Consider the following 15,418-nt stretch of genomic DNA (forward strand, 5'->3'; position numbering starts at 1 on the left):
CAGTCTCAGGGCTCACCACCGAGGCGTTTGGCTTCTGCGCGGCTGATCAGGGCTTGCTGCTTTTGCTGTTCGCGCACGCTGGCAGTGATCATGGTAGGCCAACCTATCAAATGTTGCTCGGCAATTTCAGCCAGACCACGCATCCAGGCAGGTGATTCATTCAGGCAGGGGATGTAATTGAATTCCTTGCCACCAGCCTTGAGGAAATCTGTCTTTACTTCGATGGCGATTTCTTCCAGGGTTTCCAGGCAGTCAGCGATAAAGCCTGGGCATATCACATCGACGCGCTTGACGCCTTCTTTGGCCAGTTTTACCACCGTTGGTGCTGTGTAGGGCTGCAGCCATTCGGCACGACCCAGGCGTGACTGGAAGGTAACCACATATTCTTCTTTGCTGAGTCCCAGTTTTTCTGCCAGCAGGCGGGCGGTTTTATAGCATTCGCAATGATAGGCATCACCACGCAGCAAGAAAGCTTTAGGCAAGCCATGAAAACTCATGATCAGTTTGTCTGGCCTGCCATGGCTTTGCCAATGATCCATGACTGAGGCTTTCAAGGCCAGTATATAGCCATCATGGTCATGATAATTCTTGATGAAGCGCAGCTCAGGCATATTCCTGACTTGCTGATAATGCTGGGCGACGGCATCAAAATTCGAGGCTGTCGTGGTGGCAGAGTACTGTGGATAGGCAGGTAAAATCAGTATGCGCTCATAGCCTTCTTGCTTGAGTTTTTGCAAGACCGCAGAAATGGAAGGTGAGCCATAACGCATGGCATAGGCAACATGGACTTCATGTCCGCGTTCACCCAGATAACCTTTCAGCAAGGCTGCTTGTTTTTGCGTGTGTATTTTCAGCGGCGAACCATCCTTGGTCCAGATAGAGGCATATTTTTTTGCCGATTGGCCTGAGCGAAAAGGCAGGATGATGCCATGCAAGAGCAGCCACCAGATCGGCCGTGGCACTTCTACCACGCGCCTGTCCCATAAAAATTGCTTGAGATAGCGACGCACAGCTGATGTCGTCGGCGCATCAGGCGTGCCGAGGTTGATGAGTACGACGGCTGTTTTGGCGATCTTGCCGTGTGAATATTCAGGTTCTTTGAGGAAGCGCATAGGGGTATTTTCTTAAGATGCCAATAATTCTCTGGCGTGTTTGCGCGTAGTCGCGGTGATTTCTATGCCACCCAGCATACGGGCGATTTCTTCTACTCTTTGTTTATTATCGAGTGCTTCTATCTGTGACACGGTTTTGCCATTCAGGTTGGCTTTGCTGACCTGGAAGTGTTGATTGGCCTGGCTGGCGACTTGCGGCAGATGGGTGACGCACAAGACTTGCCTGTCCTGGCCCAGTCGCTTCAGTAGACGTCCCACCACTTCCGCCACGCCACCACCTATGCCGCTATCGACTTCATCAAATATGAGGGTAGGGGTGGCTGTGGCGCAAGAAGTGATGACAGAGATCGCCAGCGAGATACGCGCCAGTTCACCGCCCGAGGCGACCTTGGCCAGCGGTCTTGCCTGCACCCCGGCATGACCGGCGACCAGAAATTCCACTTGCTCCAAACCATAGGCGGCTGGTTCAACCGGGTTCAAGGCAACTGAGAAGCTGCCACCACCCATGCTGAGGTCTTGCATGGCAGCGGTGACTGCCTGGCCCAGATCCTGGGCGACTTGTTGCCTGGTCTTGCTGAGTTTTTGTGCTAGTTGCAAATAAGACTGTCTGGCTTTTTCTTCCTGTGCTTTCAGGGCATCCATGTCAGTCGCATTTGATAATTGAGCCAGTTGCGCAGATAGAGTGGCAAATTCTTCATGCAGCTTTTCTGGTGCAACGTGGAAGCGCCTGGCTGTAGTGTGTATCGCCTCTACGCGATTTTCCACTTCGCGCAGGCGGGCAGGGTCAAGCTCGGTGCGGCTCAGGTAATCGTTGAGCGCATAAGTGGTTTCCTGCAAATTAATGCAAGCAGATTCCAGTGCATCGGTGACTGGTTTTAGCGCGCCATCATAATCCAGTAGTTTCAATAGCTTTTGCTGTATGGCTGTCAGTTGCGACAAGACTGGATGTTCGGATTCAGAAATCAGTGCCGCAGCTTCTTGCCCACCTTCCAGCAGGCTGGCGGCATGGGCCAGGCGGCTGTGCTCCTGGCTGATGCTTTCCCACTCACCGGGCTTGATCTGCAATTTATCGAGTTCGCCGACTTGCCATTCCAGGCGCTCACGTTCTTGCAAGACGCTCTTGGCATTGGTTTCAAATTCTTCGCGTTGCTTGCTGATATTACGCCATGCACGATAACGCAAACCAACTTCAGCCACTTGTTCCTGCAAGCCGCTCTGCATATCCAGCAAATCGCGTTGCGCCTCGGTTTTCAACAAAGACTGATGCGCATGCTGACCATGGATATCGACCAGCATATCGCCAATTTCACGCAATTGTCCTGCGGTGGCAGTGATGCCATTGATCCAGGCTTTGGAGCGACCGGCATTGTCTATGGTACGGCGCAAGATCAGCGGTTGATCCTGGTCAAAGAATTCATGCTCCTTCAGCCAGTTAGCGAGTATCTCATTGACAGCAAACTCTGCACTGATATCGGTTTTACTGGCTGACTCCCGTACCATGCTGGCATCGCCACGGCCACCCAGGGCCAGGGTCAGGGCATCAATCAGGATGGATTTACCAGCACCGGTTTCACCGGTCAGTACACTGAAGCCAGAAGAAAACTCAAGTTCCAGCGTATCAACAATGACAAAATCTCGTATGGCAAGCGTGCGCAACATAATGGGCAGACATGAAGGAATTTGTTAAGAAAACGGTGCCGGACAGCATCAGCCAGCATAGCGAAATCGCTATTCTAGCAACTGCCTGTGACTTCTGTGTTCGTAAGAGTGGGCTAAAACTAAAGCTTAATTCAGCGCACCCTCTACCGAAGGATATTCATTCCAGTGCAATTTCTCACGCAAGGTATTGTAGTAATTCCAGCCGGGAGGATGCAGAAAGGTCACCGTATGAGCAGAACGGTTGACGATAATCCTGTCCTGATGCTGCAGGCTGGCAAAATTCTGCATGTCAAAATTCAGGCTGATATCACGCCCGGCCACGATGGTGATAACGATTTCGCTACTGTCTGGCAAGACTATGGGCCGGTTCGACAAGGCATGCGGGGCAATCGGCACCATCGCAATACCCGATAAGCTGGGGTGCAGCAAGGGGCCGCCAGCAGACAGGGCATAGGCAGTTGAACCTGTCGGCGTTGAGACGATAAGACCGTCCGAGCGCTGGTTATACATAAAATGACCATCCACCTCGACGCGCAATTCCACCATGCCAGAACCGGCGCCACGCGAGACCACGATGTCATTGAAAGCTACGCCGCTGAAAATCTGGTTGCCATCACGAGTGACGATGGCTTGCAAGAGGCTGCGGCGTTCGGACACATATTTGCCATCCAGCATTTCGGTGATGACGGGTATCATGCGGTCGAGCGCAATATCGGTGATAAAACCCAAACGACCCTGATTGATACCTATCAAGGGAACATTATAGGGGGCCAGTTGCCGTGCTATCCCCAGCATGGTGCCATCACCGCCCAGTACGATGGCGGCATCGGCCAGCTTGCCTATCTCGGGCACAGGCATGCTGTTGAAACGCTCTAGTTGCAAGTATTGCGCTGTGTCTGACTCTATGACGACATAATGTCCTGCATCGGCGAGAAAGTGAGCCAGTTCGGTGATCGAGTCTGCAATGCCTGCAGCATTTTGTTTTCCAACAAGTGCGATGGTTTTAGCCTGAACTGTCATAAACAAGGGTGAGGTGACATGATGCCTCAGATTAGAACATAATTAGGGCAAGAATGAATGGAATGAGTGCTCTTTATGACAATTAAAGCAGTTTTACTGGATCTGGATGATACTTTGTGGCCGGTTGCGCCGGTGATACGCCATGCTGAAGCAGTTTTGCAGCAGTGGATGCATGAACATGCGCCTGTCGTTGCACAAAATTACAATGTGGAAAAATTACGCGAGCGCCGTAACTTGCTGGTCGTCAGCGATCCGCGTTTTCAATATGATTTATGGGCCTTGCGTCATACCTTGTTGAGCCAGGTGTTTGACGAGTATGGTCTCACCGCCGAAAAGGCAGACCAGGCCATGGCGGTATTTGCCGATGCCAGAAACAAAGTGGATTTGTATAGCGATGTCAAACCGGCTTTACAGGCTTTGCAGGAAAAACTGCTCTTGGGTACCGTCTCAAATGGTTTTGCCGATTTGCAGGCAATAGGCCTGGCGCATCACTTCAAGGTGTCTATCGCCGCTTTTCGTTTTGGCTGTGCCAAGCCCGACCCCAGGATATTCCTGGCCGCCTGCCAGGAGCTGGGCCTGGAGCCAGCAGAGGTCCTCTATGTAGGCGATGATTTGTTATTAGACGTACAAGGTGCGCAACAGGCAGGTTTGAAAGCTGGCTGGATGAACCGCCAGGGTTTAAAAATTGAAGATAAGCGCCATCTGCATATCAAGCCGGATGCAGAATTTGCCAATCTGCATGATCTGACCCTATGGCTATGAATTTTTTTATGTTCATGTCAGTCATGAACGCATAAAATGAAACCATGCAACTAGATATCCGCGCACAAACTTTATTAAAAGCCCTGGTCGAGCGTTATATCGCTGACGGCCAGCCCGTGGGTTCCCGTGCCTTGTCCAAAATATCCGGCCTGGAATTATCACCAGCGACGATACGTAATGTCATGGCCGACCTCGAGGAAATGGGCTTCGTGGCCAGCCCACACACTTCTGCTGGTCGTATACCTACTCCCAGAGGTTATCGCGTATTTGTTGATAAATTGCTTACTGTGCAAGAGATCAGCGAGGTGGGGCTGGAATCACGCCTGCAATCAGGCATGGCATCACAGCCACCACAAAAACTGATCGCCAATGCGGCGCAGATTTTATCTTCGCTGTCACAATTTGCCGGTGTCGTCATGACGCCACGCACCGAATCCATTTTCCAGCAGGTGGAGTTCTTGCGCCTGTCGGAAAAACGTATCTTGCTGGTAGTTGTTGCTCCCGGCGGTGAAGTGCATAACCGATTGTTACTAACGGATGTGGATTACAACCCTGGCCAGTTGGTGCAGGCGGCTAACTACCTGAACCAGAATTTCGGCGGCCTCAGCTTCACTGATGCACGCACCCGTATCAATAGTGAACTGCGGCAATTGCAAAATGATATGACCAGGCTCATGCAAACTGCGGTGGAAGCAGGCAGCAATGCCATGGACGAAGATAATGATGAAGTTGTCATTTCGGGCGAGCGCAATCTGCTGAATGTGCAGGATTTGTCGTCCAATATGGGATCTTTGCGCAAATTATTTGATATGTTTGAGCAAAAAAGCAGCCTGATGCAATTGCTGGATGTCTCCAGCAAGGCGACTGGGGTGCAAATCTTCATAGGTGGCGAATCACAACTGGTGCCCATGGAAGAAATGAGCATAGTCACAGCGCCCTACGATATCAATGGCAAGATCGTTGGTACCCTTGGTGTCATAGGTCCAACCCGCATGGCTTATGAAAGAGTCATTCCCATCGTGGACATTACGGCAAAATTATTATCTAATGCATTAAGTCAATAAGGCCGGATTTGAATTGACAAAGCAGCTTATCAGACGTTGATACGAATACAGGATTGCTATGGAAAAGAAAAATGCAAAGATTCTATTGATTGATGACAATGATGTGACCCGCGAGGTGCTCAGGGTTATATTGCGCAGCGAAGGGTATAACGTCGCCGGTGAAGCGACAGACGGCGGCACGGGACTGGAATTGGCGGTGAAACTCAGGCCTGACCTGATTATGCTGGACATAGTCATGCCGAAAATCAGCGGCACGGAAATTTTACCGCGTATCAGGGAATTGCTTCCAGACGCCAGGGTATTGATGGTCACTGCAAATAAGGATCAGGAAACCATTTCTGAGGTTGTCAAAAATGGCATACATGGCTATATCCTGAAACCATTCAATGCCCAAAAAATCATTGATACCGTGGCATCAGTGATCGCCAAGATCAATAAATAAGCAGGCGTATAAGCAGGTAATGAGTGAAAAATCTCTTTACGCCTGGCAGTTTGGTGTGGTCATGAGCCTGGTTCAGGCTTTATGCTCGCAATTTGGCTTGGTGCAATTGCCATAGATCGCCAACGCATGCTCGGCAATCTTGAAACCGCGTTCCAGGGCCACAGTTTGCTGGCGTTGCTCAATTTCTTCGTCATAAAATTCTTCGACACGGCCACAATCAAGGCAAACCAGATGGTCATGGTGCGAGCCTTCATTGAGTTCGAAAATGGCTTTGCCAGTTTCAAAATGATTGCGATGTAACAGGCCGGCCTGTTCAAACTGGGTCAGCACACGGTATACCGTTGCCAGGCCGACATCCATATTTTCATTCAGCAGGATCTTATACACATCTTCTGCTGTCAGATGACGGACCCGGCTGTTCTGGAAGATTTCCAGGATTTTCAGACGGGGCAGAGTGGCTTTCAGACCGCTGGCCTTGAGGTTGGGGGTGCTGTTTGTCATGTTTTCGATCAAAAAATTGCTATCTGCTTTATGATATCGGGTTTTAGGGCTTGTTGCTCAATTAAGAGGTTATCTATGCAACTGTTGTTTTCAAAAGTAACACGGAAGAAGATGAGCCGCGTAGCGGGCCTGGTTTTGCTGGCGTCTTTGGCTGGATGTACGTCACCGCTGGGTATATTGTCATCCGCTGACAAGACTTCAGTATATGCAACTTCTGGCACACCAAGCGGTACTGATGGTGCACAAGTGGTACAGCCTACCGGTTTCGCCAAGGTATTGGCATTTATTTCACCTTATCGTGTTTCCATACAGCAAGGTAACTTCGTTTCCCAGGAAATGCTTGCGCAATTAAAAGAAGGCATGACACGCGAACAAGTGCGTTTCTTGCTGGGCACGGCCTTGTTGACAGATATGTTCCATGAAGACCGCTGGGATTATCCTTTCCGCCTGACCAAACCAAATGGCGAGCGCATTACCAGCCGGGTATCGGTGTACTTTACCAATGGTACGGTAGCCAAGTTCGAAGGCGGTAACTTGCCGAATGAAAAAGAATATCTTGCCCGCATTACAGAATCTGCCCTGGGCCTGAACCGTGTGCAATCGGTAGTGGAAACTGATGCGCCCAAGAAAAAAGAGAAATAAATTAACATGACTGCACTGAAAATCGCTGTGGCCGGAGCATCCGGTCGTATGGGCAAGATGCTGGTCGAAGCGATCAGCAATGCGGATGATATGGTCCTGGTAGGCGCGTTGGACGTGCCTGCTTCACCAGCCCTGGGTACGGATGCGGCGGCTGGCCTGGGTAAGCCATCTGGCGTCAGCATTACTGCTGACCTGGCTGCTGGTCTGGCCAATGCGGATTATCTGATTGATTTCACCCGTCCTGAAGGCACGCTCAAACATCTGGAATATTGTGCTGCACATGGCATCAAGCTCATCATAGGCACGACAGGTTTTGACGAGGCAGGCAAGGCAGCGATTGCCGCTGCAGCAGAAAAAACAGCCATCATGTTTGCACCCAATATGAGTGTGGGCGTGAATGTGACCATGAAATTGCTGGAAATGGCTGCCAAAAGCTTTGCCGAGGGCTATGACATTGAAATCGTCGAAGCCCATCACCGCTTCAAAGTAGATGCTCCTTCCGGTACTGCCCTGAAAATGGGTGAAGTCATTGCCGACGCTCTTGGCCGTGACCTTAACGAAGTTGGCGTGTTTGCCCGTGAAGGCGTGACTGGCGAGCGTGATCCATCGTCCATAGGTTTTGCCACTATCCGTGGTGGTGACATCGTCGGCGATCATACGGTCTTGTTTGCAGGCATAGGTGAACGTGTGGAAATCAGCCACAAGTCTTCCAGTCGCGTGACTTACGCCCATGGCAGCCTGCGTGCCGCCCGTTTCTTGCAGAACAAGTCTACCGGCTTGTTTGATATGTATGATGTGTTGGGTTTTCGTTAATCAGTCTGCAATAGTACAAAACAGTACAAAATAGTACAAAGATAAACCCTACATGAATTCTGCAATTGCACATTACTGGGAGCAGGCCGATGCCATGGGGCATCTGGTTGGCTGGCTATTATTGCTGATGTCGGTGCTCAGCTGGACGCTGATACTGATGAAGGCCTGGAGCTTTTGGCGTATCCGCAAGGCTGCACCTGCCCTGCGTTCTTTCTGGCGAGCCCCCAGTCTGGCGGATGCCTTGTCATCCCTGCGCCAGGTGGATCAGTCCAGGGTGTTTATCAGCCTGGCTGATGCAGCTCATGCTGCCAGTGACACTGCGCAGCGTAGTACTACCTTGTCTGCCAATGCCGGGATTAGTGAAATTTTGACACGCAGCCTGCGCCAGGAATTGCAGGGGCTGACAGTTAAACTGGAAACCGGCCTGAGTTTTCTGGCTTCAGTCGGCGCAACTGCACCTTTCGTGGGTTTGCTGGGAACGGTGTGGGGCATATACCGTGCCTTGACGGCTATCTCATCGAACGGCGTTGTGCAAATCGACCAACTGGCCGGGCCGGTCGGCGAAGCCTTGATCATGACTGCCCTGGGTTTGCTGGTAGCGATACCTGCTGTGCTGGCTTATAACGGTTTTAACCGCATCAACCGCATTACCCTGGCAGAGCTGGATGGTTTTGCCTTTGACTTGCATGCACATATGAGCAAGACATGAGCAAGTCCTGATATCTTGCTGACTAGATAATATTCAGATGACATTCGGTCAATTCCATACGCCACGCGAATCTTCTTCCCGCCCTTTGACTTCTATGGCGGATATCAATGTCACGCCCATGGTTGACGTGATGCTGGTCTTGCTGGTCATCTTCATCATCGCAGCCCCCTTCATGACGCATGCGGTCAAGCTGGACTTGCCACAGGCGCAGGCAGAAGCCGCGCCAGAGCAGGCGGACACGGTGCGCATCTCTTTCGATGCGGATGGCATCCTGTACTGGAACAACCAGGTATTGGCGATGACAGAACTGGAGTCCAAACTGGCTGCACAGGCGAAAAAGAACAAGCAGGCCGAGATACAATTGCGTGCTGACAAGGCTACCCGTTATGAAATTATCGCCAAGGTCATGGCGGCGGCTCAATCCCAGGGACTGGCAAAAATCTCTTTCGTCACTGACAGCAAGCAAGCTAAAAAGCCTTGATCATCCAGGCGCTTGAAAAAGTGCTGATGCCCTCCGTCAAAGCATGCTCCTGGCCTTGCTCAGCAAGGCTTTCCTCAATAATGTGCCTGAACCAGTTATAATCAAAGGTTCTGAGTCATTTTCGCTTCCACTTCTGCTTACGCCATGCAAGAAAAATACACGCCCTCTGACGTCGAACAATCGGCGCAATCCCATTGGAAAAAGATCGATGCCTATACGGCAGTAGAAAATAATCCACGTTTTCCTAAAGGCAAGTATTACGCTTGCTCCATGCTGCCTTACCCATCTGGCAAGCTACACATGGGCCACGTGCGCAATTACACGATCAATGACATGCTGGCGCGCCAGCTACGCATGAAGGGCTATAACGTCCTCATGCCCATGGGCTGGGATGCATTTGGCTTGCCAGCAGAAAATGCTGCAATTGCCTATAAAAAATCACCAGCAGAATGGACTTACGCGAATATCGAAGACATGAAGTCGCAAATGCAGCCCCTGGGCCTGGCATTTGACTGGAAGCGTGAAGTCGCTACCTGCGACCCTGATTACTATCGCTGGAACCAGTGGCTGTTCCTGAAGATGCTGGAAAAAGGCGTTGCCTATAAAAAAACCCAGGTCGTCAACTGGGACCCTATCGATCAAACCGTGCTGGCGAATGAGCAGGTCATCGATGGCCGCGGCTGGCGTTCTGGCGCTCTGGTAGAGAAGCGCGAGATTCCTGGCTACTATTTTGGCATCACCCAATATGCAGACGAATTGCTGAACAGCATCGATGATCTGGATGGCTGGCCTGAGCAAGTACGTACCATGCAGCGCAACTGGATAGGCAAGAGCGAAGGCGTGCGCTTTGCTTTCCCACACCAGATCGCTGATGAAACTGGCGCGCTGGTACAAGACGGCAAGATGTATGTGTTTACTACCCGTCCTGACACCATCATGGGCGTGACTTTCTGCGCAGTAGCCGCAGAACATCCTATCGCCACGCTGGCAGCAAAGAATAATGCCGCATTGGCAGCCTTCATCGAAGTCTGCAAAGCCGGTGGCACGACAGAAGCGGAAATGGCGACCAAGGAAAAAGAGGGCATGCCGACTGGCCTCTTCGTTACTCACCCGCTGACTGGCGAGCAAGTCGAAGTCTGGGTTGGTAACTATGTCCTCATGACTTATGGCGATGGCGCCGTCATGGGCGTGCCTGCGCATGATGAACGCGATTTTGCGTTCGCAAAAAAATACAATATCGCCATCAAGCAAGTTGTAGCGATTGAAGGCGAAAGCTTCACGACGGATGCCTGGGCAGAATCCTATGGCGACAAACAGCGTGGCGTCACCGTCAATTCTGGCAAATATGATGGCCTGAGTTTCAAAGCCACGGTTGATGCAGTGGCTAATGACCTTGTTGGTAAAGGTCTGGGCGAAAAGAAAACCACCTGGCGCTTGCGTGACTGGGGTATTTCCCGTCAACGCTACTGGGGCACACCTATCCCTATCATCCACTGCGACAGCTGTGGTGATGTGCCTGTGCCGTATGAAGATTTGCCAGTGGTCTTGCCTACCGACTGCATCCCTGACGGTTCTGGCAATCCATTGAAACACCGTGAAGATTTCCTGAATGTGCCTTGCCCTAAATGCGGCAGCCCGGCACAGCGCGAAACTGACACCATGGATACTTTCGTTGATTCTAGCTGGTATTTCATGCGTTATACCTGCCCTGATGCAACCACCATGGTCGATGAGCGCAATGACTACTGGATGGCGATGGACCAGTACATCGGCGGTGTAGAACATGCGGTATTGCATTTGCTGTATGCACGCTTCTGGACCAAGGCCATGCGTGACCTGGGCCTGGTCAAGATAGACGAGCCTTTCAAAAACCTGTTCACCCAGGGCATGTTGCTCAATGAGTCTTATTATCGTGAAGATGTCAGTGGCAAGAAAATCTGGTTCTATCCGAATGAAATCGAAGTCCAGCATGATGACAAGGGACGTCCAATTTCTGCCTTGCTGAAAAGCGATGGCCAGCCTGTGCAAATGGGTGGCATAGAAAAGATGTCCAAGTCCAAGAACAATGTGGTCGAACCGAAAGACATTATCGAACAGTTCGGTGCCGATACAGCACGCCTGTTCACCATGTTTGCCGGTCCTCCAGATCAAAGTGCAGCATGGAGCAATAGTGGTGTAGAAGGTGCATCGCGTTACCTGCGTCGTTTGTGGGCTTCTGCCTTGAAATTATCTGGCACGATTGCTTCAGGTAATGTTGCGCCTGCTGCTTATGCCAATGAGGTCAAGGCCCTGCGCCGTGAAGTGCATCTGACATTGAAGCAGATCGATGCCGATTATGAGCGCCTGCAATACAACACGGTAGTCTCTGGTGCCATGAAGTTGTTGAATACCATAGAGTCCTTCAAGTCAGAAGCCGAAGGCAGCGCAGCAGCTTTGCGCGAAGCCTTTAGCATCTTGCTGCGTGGCTTGTATCCGGTATGTCCGCATATCACTCATGCCTTGTGGCAGGAACTGGGCCTGGCCACAGAACTCGGTGAAATCATTGATGCACCCTGGCCGCTGGTCGATGAAGCCGCCCTGGTACAGGATGAAATCGAGCTCATGGTACAAGTCAATGGCAAACTGCGCGGCAGCATCAAGGTTGCCAAGGATGCTGACAAGGCGACTATAGAAGCGACGGCACTGGCGAATGAAAGTGTGCAAAAGTTTATCGAAGGCACACCGAAAAAAGTCATCATCGTGCCTGGCAAACTGGTCAATATCGTTGCCTGAAGATTGTTGTTGAAAATCAGTTTAAAAGTTTAATCGTTGTATTGGTAACAGGGAAAACCGCATGCAAGCAAATTATGTAAAGCGTCTGCAATGGCTGGCAGCCATCATGTCCATCATGTTGTTGTCAGCTTGTGGTTTTGCCCTGCGTGGCCCGGTGGCGCTGCCATTCAAGAGTATCTTTATAGGCTTGCCCGAGGCTTCATCCCTAGGCGGCGAGTTGCGCCGCCAGATCCGTGCCAATGGTCAAACCCAGATCGCATCTGACGCCAAGGAAGCTCAGGTGATATTGGATGTGCTGGCAGAAACCAGGGATAAGCAAATCCTGTCCCTGAATAGCCAGGGCCGTGTGCGTGAATACAATTTGATCTACAACTTCCGTTTCCGTGTCCGCAACAACGCAGGCAAGGAATATCTGGAACCGGTAGACATACAGCTCAAGCGTAATATCAGCTTTAATGAAACCCAGGTATTGGCGAAAGAGGCAGAAGAAGTCTTGCTGTACCGTGATATGCAAAGTGACCTGGTGCAGCAAATCATGCGTCGCCTGGCTGTTATAAAGATGGACGACTGATATGCAATTACGCTTCGATGCCCTTGATGGCCATCTGGCGAAAACACTGGCGCCACTGTATGTGATCACCAGTGATGAGCATTTGCTGGCGCTGGAAGCCGCAGACAAGATACGCCGTACAGCAAAATCGCAGGGCTTTTACGAGCGCGAGATACTGACGGTAGAGCGCAGCTTCAAATGGGGAGCCTTGCTGGCAGCGAACCAGTCGCAATCCCTGTTTGGCGATAAAAAACTTATAGACTTGCGCATCCCTACCGGCAAACCTGGCAAGGATGGTGGCCAGGCATTGCAAGACTATGTGGCAAATTTGTCGCCTGATAATCTGACTTTGATCACCTTGCCCAAGCTGGACTGGGCTACGCAAAAAGCCGCCTGGGTAGGCAGCTTGCAGCAAAGCGCGGTGTATATTGATATCCCGCTGGTAGAGCGCAATCAACTCCCAGGCTGGATCAGTATGCGCCTGTCCTTGCAGCAGCAAAGCGCAGACAGGCAAAGCCTGGATTTCATTGCCGACAGGGTAGAGGGCAATTTGCTGGCCGCCCATCAGGAAATCCAGAAACTGGCCTTGCTGCATCCGCCCGGCAAACTGAGTTTTGAACAAATCCATGATGCGGTGCTGAATGTAGCGCGCTATGATGTCTTTAAGCTCAATGAAGCCATGCTGGCCGGTGATGTCGCCAGACTGGTGCGCATGCTGAATGGCTTGAAAGGTGAGGGCGAAGCCCTGCCGCTGGTTTTGTGGGCCATGGCAGAAGAGATACGTACCTTGCTGAAACTGAAATCTGGCATGGCACAGGGCAGGCCCTTGTCAGCCTTGCTGAAAGAATACCGCATCTGGGGCCCGCGAGAAAAACTCATGGACCCCGCCTTGCGCCGCGTCAGCCTGGCAAATTTGCGGGCTGCACTGCAAGAGGCATCGCAGGTCGATAAGATGGTAAAAGGTTTACGAGCGAAGGCATTTGCAGGAGACCCCTGGGATGCTTTATTACAGCTGGGTTTGAGAGTGGCAAAAGCAGCATAACTGCAGTTTGGCCCGCACCTGATACTGATAGCAAGCGGTTTATCAAACCGGAAATTGAATTCCCTCGCCACCTTGCTGGTGGCTGATCAACGAATATGAGAACCAGACGTTCTCTGAATGACGATATGGATATCAAGCATTACATGAATGACCTCGGCATCCGTGCCCGCGCAGCATCGCGCGCCATGGCCAAAGCCGACACCGCCGCCAAGAACAAGGCCCTGTCCCTGATCGCTGTCGCCATCAGGCGTGAAGCGGCTGCCTTGCGCGCCGCCAATGAGCTTGACCTGGCCGCAGCAAAGGCAGCGGGTATGGAAGCCGCCATGCTGGACCGGCTGACCCTGTCCGACAAGGCGATAGCCACCATGGCTGAAGGTCTGGAACAGATCGTCAGCCTGGCTGATCCCATAGGTGAAATCTCGAACATGAAATACCGCCCCACCGGCATACAGGTAGGGCAAATGCGCGTGCCACTGGGCGTTATCGGCATCATTTATGAAGCACGCCCGAATGTGACGGTAGATGCGGCTGGCCTGTGCATCAAGAGTGGCAATGCGACCATATTGCGCGGCGGATCTGAAGCCATCCATTGCAACCAGACCCTGGCGAAACTGGTCAAGGAAGGTCTGGCTGGTGCCGGTTTGCCCGCTGATGCAGTACAGATCGTCGAGACCACAGACCGCGCTGCTGTTGGCGAGCTGATCACCATGCCGCAGTATGTCGATGTCATCGTCCCGCGCGGCGGCAAGGGCTTGATTGCGCGTCTGATGCAAGAAGCCACAGTGCCCATGATCAAACATCTCGATGGTATCTGTCATGTGTATATTGATGACAAGGCTGACTTCAAAAAAGCCGTGGACGTGGCATTCAATGCCAAGTGCCACCGTTATGGTACTTGCAACACCATGGAAACCTTGCTGGTCGCGCAAGGCATAGCCGCGCAAGTCTTGCCTGCACTGGCTGAGCTGTATGCAGGAAAACAGGTGGAATTACGTTGCGATGAAGCCGCTGCTGCAATACTGGCAGGCTACCCGCATCTGGCTAAAGCAACAGAAGAAGACTGGAGTACTGAATACCTGGCCCCTGTCCTGGCCATCAAGGTGGTGGCTGACTTGGATGAGGCCATTACGCATATCAATGATTATTCATCCAAACACACAGAATCCATCATCACAGAAGATTATAGTCGCGCCCTGCGTTTCTTACGCGAAGTCGATTCCGCCTCGGTGATGGTGAATGCTTCCACCCGTTTTGCTGACGGTTTTGAATATGGCCTGGGTGCAGAAATAGGTATCTCAAATGACAAGCTGCATGCACGCGGCCCGGTAGGTCTGGAAGGTCTGACTTCGATGAAGTATGTAGTCTTTGGCCATGGTGAAGTGCGCCAATAAAAAGAAAGAGCAATATGGTTTTTTATCCTTGGGTTAAAGTTTTCCACATCCTGTTCGTTACGTCCTGGTTCGCTGGTCTGTTTTATATGCCTCGCATCCTGGTCAACCTGGCGATGGAAAATCATCCACCCACGACAGAACGCCTGTTGCTGATGGCGCGCAAACTGTATCGTTTCATGACCATATTGGCGGTGTTGGCCTTGATCTTCGGTCTGTTGCTATGGCTAGGCTATGGCATAGGCAAGGGGCCAGGTAATGGCTGGCTGCATGCCAAGCTGACTTTGGTGATCTTGCTGATAGGCTATCACCACGCCTGTGGCAGCTTGCTGAAAAAGTTTGAGAAGGGCGTTAATAAGCGCAGCCATGTCTGGTTCCGCTGGTTTAATGAAGTGCCGGTGATTTTGTTGCTGGCGATATTGATATTGGTAGTCGTCAAACCTTTCTAGGTTTGACGAGGT

General features: G+C 51.5%; 16 protein-coding genes. 12 read left to right on the plus strand and 4 right to left on the minus strand.

Going from position 1 to position 15,418, the window contains the following annotated elements:
- Positions 1-5: 5 nt before the first annotated feature.
- The 3 genes from hemH to ACO0LC_RS07140 all read right to left on the minus strand — a co-directional run bounded on the left by hemH (position 6) and on the right by ACO0LC_RS07140 (position 3,791).
- Complete coding sequence (hemH, locus tag ACO0LC_RS07130; protein ID WP_423001954.1) at positions 6-1,112, minus strand: ferrochelatase; 1,107 nt, start codon at positions 1,110-1,112, stop codon at positions 6-8.
- A gap of 12 nt (positions 1,113-1,124) precedes the next feature.
- Entirely contained in the window at positions 1,125-2,771 is a 1,647-nt protein-coding gene (gene recN / locus ACO0LC_RS07135; protein WP_423001955.1) for a DNA repair protein RecN, read from the minus strand.
- 126 nt (positions 2,772-2,897) lie between these two features.
- Entirely contained in the window at positions 2,898-3,791 is an 894-nt protein-coding gene (locus tag ACO0LC_RS07140; RefSeq protein ID WP_423001956.1) for an NAD kinase, read from the minus strand.
- A gap of 75 nt (positions 3,792-3,866) precedes the next feature.
- Here ACO0LC_RS07140 and ACO0LC_RS07145 point away from each other — a divergent pair, with 75 nt between their 5' ends.
- Genes ACO0LC_RS07145 through ACO0LC_RS07155 form a run of 3 tightly spaced genes read left to right on the plus strand, consistent with a single transcriptional unit; the run spans position 3,867 to position 6,059 of the window.
- The gene (locus tag ACO0LC_RS07145) at positions 3,867-4,553 is read left to right on the plus strand and encodes an HAD family hydrolase (protein WP_423001957.1); all 687 of its coding nucleotides are present in this window, start codon (positions 3,867-3,869) and stop codon (positions 4,551-4,553) included.
- 44 nt (positions 4,554-4,597) lie between these two features.
- Entirely contained in the window at positions 4,598-5,617 is a 1,020-nt protein-coding gene (hrcA, locus tag ACO0LC_RS07150) for a heat-inducible transcriptional repressor HrcA (RefSeq protein ID WP_423001958.1), read from the plus strand.
- 58 nt (positions 5,618-5,675) lie between these two features.
- Positions 5,676-6,059, plus strand: a complete 384-nt coding sequence (locus ACO0LC_RS07155) for a response regulator (RefSeq protein ID WP_423001959.1) — start codon at positions 5,676-5,678, stop codon at positions 6,057-6,059.
- Positions 6,060-6,131: 72 nt separating this feature from the next.
- On the opposite strand, the gene fur is transcribed toward ACO0LC_RS07155, so the two are convergent.
- Positions 6,132-6,560, minus strand: coding sequence for a ferric iron uptake transcriptional regulator (fur, locus tag ACO0LC_RS07160; RefSeq protein WP_423001960.1), 429 nt, complete (start codon positions 6,558-6,560; stop codon positions 6,132-6,134).
- A gap of 111 nt (positions 6,561-6,671) precedes the next feature.
- On the opposite strand from fur, the gene ACO0LC_RS07165 reads away from it, so the two are divergent.
- From ACO0LC_RS07165 to ACO0LC_RS07205, 9 genes are all read left to right on the plus strand, one after another.
- A complete protein-coding gene (locus tag ACO0LC_RS07165; protein WP_423001961.1) occupies positions 6,672-7,202 on the plus strand; it encodes an outer membrane protein assembly factor BamE in 531 nt (176 codons plus the stop codon).
- Between the two features lie 6 nt (positions 7,203-7,208).
- On the plus strand, positions 7,209-8,015 hold the full coding sequence (gene dapB / locus ACO0LC_RS07170) for a 4-hydroxy-tetrahydrodipicolinate reductase (protein WP_423001962.1): 807 nt from the start codon (positions 7,209-7,211) through the stop codon (positions 8,013-8,015).
- 52 nt (positions 8,016-8,067) lie between these two features.
- A complete protein-coding gene (locus ACO0LC_RS07175) occupies positions 8,068-8,724 on the plus strand; it encodes a MotA/TolQ/ExbB proton channel family protein (protein WP_423001963.1) in 657 nt (218 codons plus the stop codon).
- A gap of 37 nt (positions 8,725-8,761) precedes the next feature.
- Complete coding sequence (locus tag ACO0LC_RS07180) at positions 8,762-9,205, plus strand: ExbD/TolR family protein (protein WP_423001964.1); 444 nt, start codon at positions 8,762-8,764, stop codon at positions 9,203-9,205.
- A 144-nt stretch (positions 9,206-9,349) separates the two neighbouring features.
- Positions 9,350-11,977, plus strand: a complete 2,628-nt coding sequence (gene leuS, locus ACO0LC_RS07185; protein ID WP_423001965.1) for a leucine--tRNA ligase — start codon at positions 9,350-9,352, stop codon at positions 11,975-11,977.
- Between the two features lie 61 nt (positions 11,978-12,038).
- Positions 12,039-12,548 carry an LPS assembly lipoprotein LptE gene (gene lptE, locus ACO0LC_RS07190; protein ID WP_423001966.1) on the plus strand — a complete coding sequence of 170 codons (510 nt, stop codon included), beginning with the start codon at positions 12,039-12,041 and terminating at the stop codon, positions 12,546-12,548.
- A gap of 1 nt (position 12,549) precedes the next feature.
- A complete protein-coding gene (gene holA / locus ACO0LC_RS07195; protein ID WP_423001967.1) occupies positions 12,550-13,569 on the plus strand; it encodes a DNA polymerase III subunit delta in 1,020 nt (339 codons plus the stop codon).
- Between the two features lie 125 nt (positions 13,570-13,694).
- Complete coding sequence (locus ACO0LC_RS07200) at positions 13,695-14,960, plus strand: glutamate-5-semialdehyde dehydrogenase (protein ID WP_423002139.1); 1,266 nt, start codon at positions 13,695-13,697, stop codon at positions 14,958-14,960.
- 14 nt (positions 14,961-14,974) lie between these two features.
- The gene (locus tag ACO0LC_RS07205) at positions 14,975-15,406 is read left to right on the plus strand and encodes a CopD family protein (RefSeq protein ID WP_423001968.1); all 432 of its coding nucleotides are present in this window, start codon (positions 14,975-14,977) and stop codon (positions 15,404-15,406) included.
- The last annotated feature ends 12 nt before the right edge of the window (positions 15,407-15,418 follow it).

The organism is Undibacterium sp. JH2W (assembly GCF_049340425.1).
GTDB lineage: Bacteria > Pseudomonadota > Gammaproteobacteria > Burkholderiales > Burkholderiaceae_D > Undibacterium.